General features: G+C 45.2%; 13 protein-coding genes and 1 pseudogene. 6 read left to right on the top strand and 8 right to left on the bottom strand.

Annotated elements, in window-relative coordinates; genetic code table 11:
- Nucleotides 1-371 precede the first annotated feature (371 nt).
- A pseudogene (locus tag EVJ32_RS16560) lies at nt 372-560 on the bottom strand (IS3 family transposase); the annotation flags it as partial.
- A 401-nt stretch (nt 561-961) separates the two neighbouring features.
- Here EVJ32_RS16560 and EVJ32_RS15670 point away from each other — a divergent pair.
- Entirely contained in the window at nt 962-1,954 is a 993-nt protein-coding gene (locus EVJ32_RS15670) for an Abi family protein (protein ID WP_131459097.1), read from the top strand.
- Nucleotides 1,955-2,047: 93 nt separating this feature from the next.
- On the opposite strand, the gene EVJ32_RS15665 is transcribed toward EVJ32_RS15670, so the two are convergent.
- Nucleotides 2,048-2,431 carry a hypothetical protein gene (locus EVJ32_RS15665; protein WP_131459096.1) on the bottom strand — a complete coding sequence of 128 codons (384 nt, stop codon included), beginning with the start codon at nt 2,429-2,431 and terminating at the stop codon, nt 2,048-2,050.
- 657 nt (nt 2,432-3,088) lie between these two features.
- Here EVJ32_RS15665 and EVJ32_RS15660 point away from each other — a divergent pair.
- Nucleotides 3,089-4,078: a hypothetical protein gene (locus EVJ32_RS15660; RefSeq protein WP_131459095.1), complete on the top strand. Its 990-nt coding sequence runs from the start codon at nt 3,089-3,091 to the stop codon at nt 4,076-4,078.
- Nucleotides 4,079-4,420: 342 nt separating this feature from the next.
- Here EVJ32_RS15660 and EVJ32_RS15655 read toward each other — a convergent pair whose 3' ends face one another.
- Together EVJ32_RS15655 and EVJ32_RS16465 are read right to left on the bottom strand one after the other, a co-directional pair.
- Nucleotides 4,421-4,630 carry a hypothetical protein gene (locus EVJ32_RS15655; RefSeq protein WP_131459094.1) on the bottom strand — a complete coding sequence of 70 codons (210 nt, stop codon included), beginning with the start codon at nt 4,628-4,630 and terminating at the stop codon, nt 4,421-4,423.
- Nucleotides 4,631-5,007: 377 nt separating this feature from the next.
- Nucleotides 5,008-5,136 (bottom strand): hypothetical protein, encoded by a 129-nt coding sequence (locus tag EVJ32_RS16465; protein WP_255569916.1) that lies wholly within the window; start codon nt 5,134-5,136, stop codon nt 5,008-5,010.
- Nucleotides 5,137-5,320: 184 nt separating this feature from the next.
- Here EVJ32_RS16465 and EVJ32_RS15650 point away from each other — a divergent pair, with 184 nt between their 5' ends.
- Nucleotides 5,321-5,902 carry a DUF5067 domain-containing protein gene (locus EVJ32_RS15650; protein WP_131459093.1) on the top strand — a complete coding sequence of 194 codons (582 nt, stop codon included), beginning with the start codon at nt 5,321-5,323 and terminating at the stop codon, nt 5,900-5,902.
- Between the two features lie 251 nt (nt 5,903-6,153).
- Here EVJ32_RS15650 and EVJ32_RS15645 read toward each other — a convergent pair whose 3' ends face one another.
- Nucleotides 6,154-6,771 carry a JAB domain-containing protein gene (locus tag EVJ32_RS15645; protein ID WP_255417734.1) on the bottom strand — a complete coding sequence of 206 codons (618 nt, stop codon included), beginning with the start codon at nt 6,769-6,771 and terminating at the stop codon, nt 6,154-6,156.
- Nucleotides 6,772-6,980: 209 nt separating this feature from the next.
- Here EVJ32_RS15645 and EVJ32_RS15640 point away from each other — a divergent pair, with 209 nt between their 5' ends.
- From EVJ32_RS15640 to EVJ32_RS15630, 3 genes are all read left to right on the top strand, one after another.
- Entirely contained in the window at nt 6,981-7,322 is a 342-nt protein-coding gene (locus tag EVJ32_RS15640) for a YolD-like family protein (protein ID WP_236636107.1), read from the top strand.
- 321 nt (nt 7,323-7,643) lie between these two features.
- Nucleotides 7,644-8,555, top strand: a complete 912-nt coding sequence (locus tag EVJ32_RS15635; protein WP_131459091.1) for an STM4504/CBY_0614 family protein — start codon at nt 7,644-7,646, stop codon at nt 8,553-8,555.
- Between the two features lie 926 nt (nt 8,556-9,481).
- Entirely contained in the window at nt 9,482-10,180 is a 699-nt protein-coding gene (locus tag EVJ32_RS15630) for a coiled-coil domain-containing protein (protein WP_131459090.1), read from the top strand.
- 80 nt (nt 10,181-10,260) lie between these two features.
- Here EVJ32_RS15630 and EVJ32_RS15625 read toward each other — a convergent pair whose 3' ends face one another.
- Genes EVJ32_RS15625 through EVJ32_RS15615 form a run of 3 tightly spaced genes read right to left on the bottom strand, consistent with a single transcriptional unit; the run spans nt 10,261 to nt 11,943 of the window.
- The gene (locus EVJ32_RS15625; protein ID WP_131459089.1) at nt 10,261-10,875 is read right to left on the bottom strand and encodes a PIN domain-containing protein; all 615 of its coding nucleotides are present in this window, start codon (nt 10,873-10,875) and stop codon (nt 10,261-10,263) included.
- Nucleotides 10,868-11,611: an ImmA/IrrE family metallo-endopeptidase gene (locus EVJ32_RS15620; protein ID WP_236636111.1), complete on the bottom strand. Its 744-nt coding sequence runs from the start codon at nt 11,609-11,611 to the stop codon at nt 10,868-10,870. Before EVJ32_RS15620 ends, EVJ32_RS15625 begins: the two co-directional genes overlap by 8 nt.
- Nucleotides 11,611-11,943 carry a helix-turn-helix domain-containing protein gene (locus EVJ32_RS15615; protein ID WP_131459087.1) on the bottom strand — a complete coding sequence of 111 codons (333 nt, stop codon included), beginning with the start codon at nt 11,941-11,943 and terminating at the stop codon, nt 11,611-11,613. The genes EVJ32_RS15620 and EVJ32_RS15615 overlap by 1 nt, the downstream gene beginning before the upstream one ends.
- Nucleotides 11,944-12,293: the final 350 nt, after the last annotated feature.

The raw sequence follows: 12,293 nt of genomic DNA, 5'->3' as shown, positions 1-12,293 counted from the left end.
GTGTCGCAACTTAAACGTTAGGGTGAGATTGTGGTTGCTGGCAAGTCCTTTTTCTTTTCTAAAATAGGAGTGCAGAGTTGTGTACGTTTCCGTTGCACACTTCTGCACTCCTATTTTGCACTACACAGACGTGAACCGTAGTGATAAAATGTATCAGTTTATTTGTCATGGAAAAAAGTCATGTACACCCTATCTCAATGCAATATGATTACGTCCATTGAAATGTACCAGTCTTGCAATCTTATTTACCAAAGAGTGACAAACAATTTACCGGGCGATGCCAAAGTTCCGACCACCCTTCATAATCCCTTCCCATGTGACAGTGAACTGAGCCCCGTAAAATGGACAGTTTAATAAAAAGCCCACGTGTTCTATGCGGCGATCAGATGGCCCCGATATTGTTCCGGGGTCATCTTTTTTAGGTTCCATTGACCGCATTCGCAGTTGTAATAGCTTATGTAGTCGCCGACCATTTCTCGGACCTCCTCGAGCGATTTGCACGAGCGGTTGGTGACATAGTCCTTCAAATGACCGAAGAACGATTCAATTGGTGCGTTGTCGAGACATTTACTGGAACATGTTTTTGGTAGTTCAACGTTACCTGACGTAAATCTATTTTATCTTCCCCGTCATGAAGTGTTACCCATAGAGTTTGACTACATAATGATGTGACGATTGAACACAAACATCATTTTTTCACTTGCCACATAGATACTACATATAGTCTTATCTACACGATAATCCATCCTTTACATCTATATTTAGTTAAAAAGTTCTTTACTTGTTTGCTGAACCTGTGCTATTATATTTAGCTTTGTCATTGACATGTTGTTACCGGTCGAATATAGTATAAGTAATCAATGAGCAGGCTGGACTGACCAGCCAACAACGGCCCCTTACCTTTCGGTAAGGGGCCGTTTATTTTATACTGATCATATACTGCTTATGAAGGAGCACAGACATGTCAAAACCGGAGAAGGTCTTCAAGTCAACGACCGATCAACTGAAATTGCTACACGAGCGCGGACTGGTGATTGATGATCCGATGTTCGCAGAAGAGGCCTTGATTCGAACGAGTTACTACGAAATCATCAATGGCTACAAGGACCTGTTCGTCAACATAGACGGTGAAGAAGAGCAATTCGAATCCGGGACAACATTCTCGGAAATCTATTACCTCTATGAACTCGATAAAACCATCCGTTTCGCGATGCTGTCGGCGACCCTTTCCGCGGAGAACCTGTTACGTTCAGTCATAGCCTATGTGCTTGCCGAGAATCACGGCCATTCCATCAAGGACTATCAACATAACAGGAACTTCCGACAGGGGAAAAAAATGACTCGTGGGCGCGCCAAAGGGAAATTTGAGCGGGAACTATTGTTGCAGATCTTCTCAGAGGTCTATTACTCGACCCATCAACCGATGACCTATTATCGGGAGACCTATCATGACATGCCGCCTTGGATTCTGGTGAAGGGACTGAGCTTCGGGAACCTTCAATACCTGTTCAAACTGATGTTGCCGGAATCAAAGACAAAAGTCATCGCACGGGCGACGGGCATGAATCCAGAGTTGATCACCGACCAGACCAAACAAGCTTTCGCCGAGACATTCGATATCCTCGTCGCCTTCCGAAATTGGGCGGCCCACGGAGGACGTGTGTACAATCACCGTGTGCGAAAGCGCCTGAGCTACTCTCCGACCCATACCCGCTTTGGTGTGACACACTCCGCCTATCAAAAACATGACCGTGGCCAAAGTGATGTCTTGAGTTTCATTATCGCGTTGTCTTACTTGAGAGACCGGGGCATCCAAGATGGATTTCTTCACGCCGTCACATCAGAGATCGACGATTATCTGATGCGATTCCCCCGACATAAGACGTTGCTGTTAAGACAGATGAACATCCCAGACCAGCTCTATCAGGAATGGCGCCATAATCGACAGCATTGACCTGAACCCGCGACCGCTCGCGGGTTTTCGTCGCGTGTCACCAGACGCGCCCACGCTCTTGGTCATGACGTTGTTCTTACGCATGAGCCCGTATCACCATTCCTTCTCCCATGCACCGTCCTCAGACACGCCCCAATCCTCGAACCGGTACTTGATGAGCCAATGGACGTGCATCACTTCATATTCGAATACACCCTTTGATAGCTCCGAGACGACGAAGCTGACATCCCCATCTGCCACCACCCATGTCCCGTACAGATATACTTTCTTGATCGGACGCTCTTCTGCGTCCAAATAGATCAACACCCGGAAATAAGGCGAGTTCCGTCCTTCGTCGAACCGGACGACCTTCTCGACGCAACGCTCCTTGTCGACGACACGCATCCACTCGGTATGTTCCATCAATTCCGAGAACACGGTTCGGACGAACGGATCCAATCCTTCGAACGCATAGTCATCAAGCAGCCCCTCGTCCATCAAGTCTCACCCCTTCCGGTTTTCTATAGAACGATTCCCCGTCCAGAGCCAGTTCAGTCCTTGTTCATGAACCTACAGAAATGAAGACTTTTAAAAATTGTATACACATATACATGTATACAATCGTTCCTTTTTCTTATGTACGACGATTCCGTCGAATCATATTGGTATTGAAAAAGACGGTGAGGTGGGTCAAGCGTTCCCCTTCCTTCACATCACAAAGAAAATCCATGCTCACAAGTTTCAAGTCGTCAAAATCTTCTTGAAGCCGGTCAGGAAGGCGTCGAAGCAATACCTCCGTCATCTCGTTTTCGTAATACGAAAACGAGATGGTTCGCAAATCAATCTTCAAGGCATAAAAAAAGTATACGAATTCATTCAGTACTATAATGAAAAAAGATTTTAGAAAAAATAAGTTGTCTAATACTTTCGTAATACACGGACCAAATAGCTTAGAAAATGTTATAGGTGTTTCTCAAGTACGATACTTACGGATTCTGGTCATAGTCGATGTTTATCATATAATTATGATTGTCATATAATCGACAATCTTTAATAAAAACATTTCGGAAAGTTACGTTAATAATTAGGGAATACGAAATCGATGTAATGTTTCTATGAAATAAAATATAGAATTTTTTATGGGGGGATAAGGAAATGGGGAAAATAAGATATTATCAAGCATACTTATCAATAGCAGCGGAAGGTCCTCTTTACTCAGAAGGAATCGAAAGGCATATTACTGGTATTAGACAGAGAGCATTTTCTAAATTAGATTTTACAACAGCTGACGTTAATTTTTTTGAGGAGTATTGGACTCGAAATTGGTACGCTTCGGGAAAAGAGAAGTGGCATAAGAGGTTGGACAATCCCACAATGATTGAGGTTAGAAATGCAATCTTTGAAATTGGTTCATGGTTTGCAAAATATACTAAGGAAGATGATTGGGATGGTGGAGGTATAACAATCGCTTTTGCCGGCCATGGAGAAGATAGGAATGGTTCGCTCGTCTTAAAAGATGGAGTGATTACTTATAGAGATTTGTATGAATTGTTATCTTTAGTTTCATGGTCTGGGAATTTACGTTATAACCTACTTTTAGACTCGTGTTATTCCGGTCGTTTTTTAATTGATTTTCTTTATGAATCACTCGAAGAGAAAAGTAAGTTAGTACCAAGTTACCTTGCTGCGGCTTGTATGTATGACGAAACTGCTCTAGAAGAGTCTTCGTTAGGGCATGGTCTTTTTACTTACTGTTTTTCTGTTGACCGACATGAAATGGGTGGATATGCAGCAAAAGCTATACAAGCTGATAATTCTTATGGTCCTTCACTCGACTTTATCCAGGGTGCCTACGGGGTTTCTTTACTAACCTTTGGTATGCAAAATGCCATTAAGTTTGATCAGTATGATTTTGAAGTATGTGGAGAAACAGTTCCACTGTTTAAAGATAAGGACTATGAAGATGTTATTAACAAAGATGAAGTGATGTATAACTTAGAGAGTGTCCGTGATCAGTTTAAAGGAGCCATCAATAGAATCAGCAAAAACAATAGGGTCTACCGAACAAGACATTTAACAACTGAAGAATTACAGCAAAGTTTAGAAGAACAAATTGCACTGCAAGAAAGATTCAAGGATAGATAAGGAAAAGTATATATAAAGATGAAATAACTGTTTTTATAAGAATATACTTACACTTCCTTTCATAAATTTACTTAGAGACAAAAATACAACTTCGTTTGTTTAATCATACCATCTCTATAAAAACACCATTCAGCCGAAAGGTTTTCGCGCGTGTCATGATACGCTCACAAATGAGCCCTAGTCATCATTTCTTCTCCCATGCCCTGTCCTTGAATACGTCCCAATCCTCGAACATGGCGACCTTCTCGGCGCCATGTTCCCTGTCGCCGACACGCATCCATCCGGGATGTCCCATCAGTCCCGATACAAATCTACATAGATGATCCGCTTTCTTTTTACACGTTACGCACGTCGATTATGGCGAAGCGTATTGGCACTAAAGAAGACGGTAAGATCGGTCAAACGTTCTCCTTCTCTCACATCACAAAGAATATCCATGCTCACGAGTTTGAATTCTTCGTATCGTCCCTTGTGTCGTTCAGGGAGTCGTCGAAGCACCACCTCCTCCATCATCTCGTCCATCGTCTGTTGATCAAGTTGAAAACTATCCATTTGAATCATCCTCTCCATTTGATTGCCTAATGATACCTCGCATCCAATCAAGTAATATCTCAGGCTAATTCACGTAAGCCCTGGTGTTGTTTGAAACAAGCCCTAGGCTTGTTTCGAAGACACGATCATGTTCAATAAACAAACGCTCTTTTTACTTTTTGTCGATTCCTCGATCATCCTTCGTGATGCAACGACCCATGCTACAGTATCCCCACACGGACTACCTCGTTTTTGTCCTACAAAAACGTACCTTGCGTGACGTTAGACACGCCCACGGTCTCGCTTTTGAATTTGCCCTGACGCCCCGTGCCTCCCGTCAGAAAGGACCAGGAACATAGAGATGCGGCGTTGAGCCAGCAACTCTTGTTATCGGGCCGTCAGGGGGGCAGCGGTGCGATGAGCGACTTCGCCACTGGCGTTAGACGCTCACGCATGAGCCCGACTTGGCTTTCTGACAGGCGACGCACGGGATGCGAAATGTACCCTCTGACGTGTAAGACTCCCACCGATTCTCCTCTAAGATACACATCTCCCGCCCAAAATACCTGAAAGATTATTTGTCATGGACAGACCGGTCATACGTGCTACAATGAATCAACTGGTAAATCATTTACAGTTTCTTGTCTGGTGTCTCGTAGAACCCAGACAGGATTAATGACAGACACGTTTAAAATCAAGGGAGGATATGACATGGCAAAAACGATCGGATTATGGGGCATCCCGCTGCTGTTACTACTCGCCACCGGGTGTGGTGCGACAGAGGAGACGGTTTCGACCACTGAGGACACGACGAGCGGGTCAGAGACCGTGACAGAGACGACGGAAACACAAGAGACAGAAGACGCACCGGCGGAAAGCGACGTCTATTTCAAGGACGGGGAAGCGAAATTGATTGATCTCAAGATTCAGATCACCGAGACCAAAGTGATCCCACCCGGAGAGCCGGGGAACGAGTATGGCGACAAAGCGGTCCTCGCCATCTGGTATGACACGACGAACCTGACCGGGAAAGACATCACCCCGATGAGCGCCTGGATGGTCGTCTTCGAAGCGATCCAGGACAATGACCCGAACGCAATCAACACCCTCGAGGTCGGGATGCTGCCGGACGAGCAGTTCCTCGACAGTCAGCTCGAGACCATCAAACAGGACGGCACCGTCTCGAACGCCGTCGCCTACGAGCTCGACGACTTGGAGACACCGGTCACCTTGGTAGCCACGCAAGGCATCGGCGGTGACGACTTGGGCGAACAGACGATTGAAATCAAATAAGAACAATACAACTAAGAGCAAGATTGAGAACCTGCGTATAGAAGACGACAGGTTCTTTTTTTGATGCTTGCATCCCGTACCACCGTTTTCGTCATAAGAAAACGACCCTTTTTCCGGATCTCGCTCTACGGATCCAGGCGAGAGCAACGCGAGTCGCCCGTCCCGTCAAAGAAAAACGTACGTTTTTCGTCCTTGCCCTTCCCGGACGGACCGGGACCGGTCCCCCCGGTCCCGGTCCATCCCTTTTCTCCTTATCCCACGTAGCCCCGTTGTTTCAGACTGACATACGACTCGTCCGACCCGAGAATCACGTGGTCGAGCACGGGGATACCGATGAGCTGTCCGGCCTCGTACAACCGTTCCGTCACCTCGATGTCTTCCCGGCTCGGGGTCGGGTCCCCGCTCGGGTGCTGATGACAGACGAGGAGGAATGAGGCGTTGTTCAAGATGGCGCATTTGAACACCTCCCGTGGGTGGACGATGCTTGAGTTGACGCTCCCGACATGGGCCCGGTGGACGCCGATGACATTGTTTTTCGTGTTGAGCATGATGACGAGGAACACCTCACGGTCGTCCTCCCCGATAAACGGTGCCGCGATGGCTCGGGCACACGCCGGTGAGCGAAGTGTGGCGTGCTCGAGGGCGACCATCTCCTCGCGAATCTCCTGTTTGATACGAACGACCTCGATGATGGATGTGAGTTCCATGACTGTTTGTCCCCTTTCGGATAAGCATTCCTCAGAACGAACACCGTTGTGCGTCCTGTTGACGGATTCGTTGCGAGCGTCGGGAGACGGTGCAGGGGCGACCAGAGGGAGAGCCTCAAAAAAGTGCGAAGAGCAAACGGAGGTCCAGGCTTCCGGAGCCAACGAGCGAAAAGCCTCGCTTTGAGCCTAAAGCGAAGGAAGACGGGCCGGAGGGCGCGTCATTTTTTTGACGTCCCTTGCACCGACGACCAGCGAGCTAGAGTACGGAAACAGGACGCACGGATCACCAATCATGAAAAAGACTGTTCAAAACAGATAAATCGGGTATTAAATAAGAACAAACGTTCGCTTTATTGAGAGGGGTAATTTTGATGACAATGTATCGAGACCGCGGGGAACTGAAATGGATCCCGTTCCTCATGCCCGAACATAAGGCGCTGCTGACGAAATACTACAAGAAGATTCAGAAGATCGAGATGCCCGACATCGACGAACAGGTCTTATCAATTTATGAGAACGTATTGAATGACGCGATCTTCAGTGGGGACGTGGTGGAAGTGAAATACGTGGAGGAGCGGGAGATGAGACGATTCAAGGGGTTCGTGCACCGGACGAACTACCTGGAGCGGACCGTCGAGCTGGCCAATCAGCGTGACGGTGTCATTGAGGTGCCATTCGAGGCAATCATCCACGTGGAGCGGTCGATGGACTAACGCCCTTCGTTTGCTGACGTAAAATCTTTTGTTGCTTTTATAGATGTATCAGTTAAAACAGTGGAATTAAGAGTTAAAAGTAATGTGTTGGCCAAAATTTGCAAAATGCCGATAACTTGAAATTATAACAAGCATAAATCATTCCCGTTTAAATATTTTGGGGCTCTTTTTTTATCTGAGTCTATTGTCGTATACTGGAAACAGAGAATGTAACGATTGCTTTCGCCATTTTGTAATCACCTTCAGAAATTATTAGAGCATCCTTCTATATACTAGAAAACTCACTATGAACTATGAAAAATAAATAATGGAGGAACAGGCATGCTCTTTTCAAAGCGAAACAACCAAAAAGAAATTGAGATATTTCCTTATGACAATACTCTACCCGACCGTCTTCGAAAGCAAATCTATCATTTATTGGTGGAGGTTTATCAGATTAATTCAGGGCATGGTTATACAACATCTTCCAACGCATTGTACCTTTTGAACCAACGTGAGCTATTCTCGGACGTTCGACAACACATTTGTGCTGAACATGGCCTTCTTGATTTTTCCGATGCTCCCGGTTACGGAAGTGATCCCAGTAATTCTATTCAATCTTGTTTAAAATTTTTAATAAATTGTAGTGAAGGTGACTGGGTAATCGATATGATCGAGCTACTCTTTAAATTCGCTGTTGATTACCGTTTATCTGGACACGAAACAATTGAGACCCTAAATATGAGATTCAGGGAGAACGGAGTCGGACTAGAATTTGTAGAGGACCAATTCATCAAAATTGACTCTACCCTACTCCATATTGAGGCAATTAAGCCAGCACTCCTGCTCATGCATAACGCTCAATTCGCAGGACCTTTAGATGAGTATTTAGAGGCGCATGGACAATACCGTGACGGTGACAATAAAGCCGCCATCACTTCCGCCGCCAAAGCGTTCGAGAGCACGATGAAAACCATTTGCCAAGCCAATGGATGGCCGACAGGAAAAGGGACGGCCGCCGCACTCATTCAGGCACTCTTCGACAATCAGTTCCTTCCAAGCTATTATCAAACCCAGCTTACCTCACTTCGGGCGACGCTGGATGGATTGCCGACAGTCAGAAACAATAACACAGGACATGGTCAGGGCGCGACGATTGTCAATACTCCGGATTATCTGACCCAATACGCTCTCAATCTAGCTGGGGCTAACATAACCTTTTTAATTAATATATATAACGAGTCTCAAAAATAGACTAATTATCTCAAGTGCGAATCAATTATATGTCGACCCTATCAATCAGAACTCAAAATGGGTTATTCGTCGTGAAAGCATGTTTACACGCTCGAAATTTATGGTAGTTTTTTTACAACTCATCACTCTATTAGTCGCATTTCAAGTTTTTCAAGTGAAACTATTAAGTGGCTTACTAAAGCATAGGAATTGAAAACTTTATTGCTTCAAAACACAAAAAGTCACAAGACCTAGACACGGTCTTGTGACGCCTATTATCGATCGATAGGTGATTTAGCCTTTGAGGAACTGCCTCCTCGAGAACGTGAGACGGCGCTCTTGTCGCGGTTAAATGCTGATCTGGAATTCGTTTCGTTTTATACGAGTACGGACAAGCTAACATTCCTCGGCGTGTTGATGCAGCGTTCGTTCAGTTTTGGAAGCATCGGACATAACCAAATCTCATTGAACCCCTACAGCGATACACTAAAAGAACTCTTGGAAGAGTCCCGATTGTTGGAAGGGTCCTTGATGAGAACGTCGAAACCTTCATAACCTCAATCCTATAACGCTTAGACTCACCAAATACGCATCCTGATCCATACGTACTTTTTTGTATACAAAACATCTGTCATGTAATCAACGTTATAAAAATGATGGGAATCCTTCACCATGTATACAAAGTTTACAAGAACAGTGTTGTTTCTTGACAATCGATTTGACTCTAACTGAAGAATATAAAAAGAGAGTGTATACATTTCGACGTCGAAACGGAATTGGCTTGTTAGCAACACCTCATCTTGTGTTTGCGTACCAAATACGCGAAAATGGAAGTGAGATGAGCGCGATTTATATGCGTTTAAATGAGAAATCTATTAAATGGTAAAGTGGTGAATGCTGTGCAGTCCAATGAAACTAAAGTGACCTCTTTTCGAGTCTCACAAGAGGTGAAAGAACATATCCAGCGGTTGTCGGAACAGCGGCAGCTGTCGACGAATCAATTATTTGAAGAGCTGATCACCTTAGCCGATAAGCAAGCGCCAGATCCGTTGATTGGTGAGGAGAATAATGCTCTCGAAGCGGCCTTGAATCAAGTGAAGGCGCTTTTCAATGAACGTGCGACGCGTCTTGAGCTACAAACAAAGGAACACGAACGAATCCATTCCCGTTATCAAAAGACAGTTCATGAGCTTGAACAAAGCATCATCATAGAATCGGAACAGCTTAAAGAGGACTATGAACGTCAAGTCGCGGCCCACAATCAGGAATTACTTCCCCTTCAACATCAGGTCGAACTTCTGTTTGCCGAGAAACAGAATGCTCAAAACGTCCTCGAGACCGAACGTGCCTCTTTCAAAGAAGAACTAAAAACACAGAAGAAGTTAGTCTTTAACTTAGAGGAAGAAGTTAAGAAGCTCGAGCAAGAGCGCAGCCAGCTCAATCGTCAAAACAAAAATCTGATGGACTCGCTTGACGAGTTGAAGGCACGGACGAGACGAAGCGACCAACTTGAAGAGGAGAATCAAAAACTTCACTTGGAAGTGCAGCTCCTCCGTCGTGAAAAAGAGGCGTTCGAGAACCGGTTACAGGAACAGATCGAGCTCGCGGTCCTACGTGAGCGAAACAAGCTATCGGATAGTAACTAATATGAAAAAAGTACCCAAGACTCGTCATACTTCGACGCAGATTGGGTACTTTTCGGTCTTGATGATAAAACATCGTATGTTTATGTATCATCCATGTGCTGATCAAGCACATTTAAATCATGGGGACGAATCGTCTTGAAAAACTTTCGAATCTGACTCCTCTTCACGACCTCATATCGCTTCAAATGTATACAGAAGTCTAGGAGGGTATGCTGACGAATGAGTGTTTCCTGTTCCTCTTGGTTTACGATGTACAGTTCAGCGTCTGTGATGACTTCTCGAATGTCTGCGTCATCGCTACATATCAATCCAGCGCTGATCAATCTCGCGGCAGCAAGACTATGAATCTCACCTAAGTCGCTCGTATGTTTGAGTGGCCGTCCTTCTCTGATTTTCTTTTCGTCCAGTTGTTGAAACGCAAGGCGAACTTCTGTCAGATAAACGAGATAGAGGTCATAGAGTTCATCTGTCGCAATCGTTGTTTCCGATTCAGGATCGAACAGCACCCACTTCCCGTCGTTGATGAACGCGTCGACCCTATCTCTTACCGAAAATGTCTTCAGTTCATTCAACACCTCCACATGGATAAGGACTTGTCCATACAGGCTGTTGATCCAATCGAAGACATCGGCTTGTCGAAAACTTGCCGCGTGAATGATGATGTTCGCATCGATGAACACCGGTTCCTTAATCATAGGTCACGTCCTCTTGTAGACGACTGATTTCATCTTCCTGTAACGTTTTAGCCAGATCCGGTCGATAGACGGAGAGTTTGTTGGCAGCGTTCAACCGTGTCAACCGTTCTTCTTCCACTGCCTTGACGACCCCTTGTTCATAGGCTACAAATGACTCGAAGCGTTGGGCTTGATCCAATGGACTCGGGGCAATCCCGAGACGGTTCCGTTCCTCGCGCCAATCGGCTTCCTGTTCACTCAATTCAGAGAATCGATAATTGAGTTCTCGGAGTCGTCGGACGACCGAGACATATGGGACTTGGGCCATATCTGCCAAATAGATGATGGCGGACTTCGTATCATAGCTATCCTTCAGTTTCTCCCACACTTCTTTAGTCGTACCCTTCGGCAACATGATCGCAGCTGCGAAACGGTCAGCCGCCCGCTCGTGATCGAATCCATCGACTTGCCATTCGCTCGCTTCAGACAAGTGCCATAGTTCATGGGCCGCGGTAAAGTAGCGCATGCGCAGCGGTTGGTAAGAGTTCAATGCGATGAACTCTTCTCCAGACATATGCTTGATCGCAACACCATAATACAAGTCGTCCTCGACATATTGAAAGATGAGGTTTGCGCGTTTAGCCAATACCTGTTCGATATAAGCGCCAATGAAGACCTGGCTATCAATAACTTGCTCTAAAAAGTCGGCTGCAAACGCTTCTGCCGTGTCTTCCGCAAATTTTGTAGTTGGCTTCATCATAAATCACCCTTGAGACCGACGTAATCCTCTATCGCAAATTTCAGACGCTCAAGCTCCATTTTGGACCGTCGATTTGAGAGTGTCCCGCGCAACTCGACCGTCATGCGCTCTTCTCTCATTGAATCATCAGTTGTCAATTCGTTGACCGATACACCTAATGCCTTCGCGATCACAACGATACGTTGTGGTTGGATGACACGGCTCTCATTTAACATATGACCGACCAATGCCTTACTGACCCCGATTTCTTGGGCCAACCATTGTTGCGACTTTTGATTACCCTGTAGCCATGTTTTTATATTGTTCACGATGATTGTATTTGAGTTCATGATGACACCTTCCTTCAATCTAATTATACCTTTTTCGAGTTATGACTACAAATTTATATTTTAATTTTGTAGTCATAACGTGGAATCAGGTCATCTTCATCGTCTATTAATGAAATCATTTTCCCATTCTACTTTTCGAAACGATGACGCAATGGGAATCACCTCAAGCGTCATTGAACTTGCCTATCGATAATTAGATAATAAAACGTTCTCAAAGCAATAATTGAACTGAACCCCGAATGAAGGACACTTGAAATAAGTGACCCATTCGGGGTTTTTCGTATGCGCACGAATCGCTATAATGAACCTATTCATTCAGACGGGAGAAACAACCATGAGTAAAATCATTT

Origin of the sequence: Exiguobacterium sp. SH5S4 (assembly GCF_004337045.1) — a bacterium.
GTDB lineage: Bacteria > Bacillota > Bacilli > Exiguobacteriales > Exiguobacteriaceae > Exiguobacterium > Exiguobacterium aurantiacum_A.
This window is presented reverse-complemented; position numbering and strand designations above follow the sequence as displayed.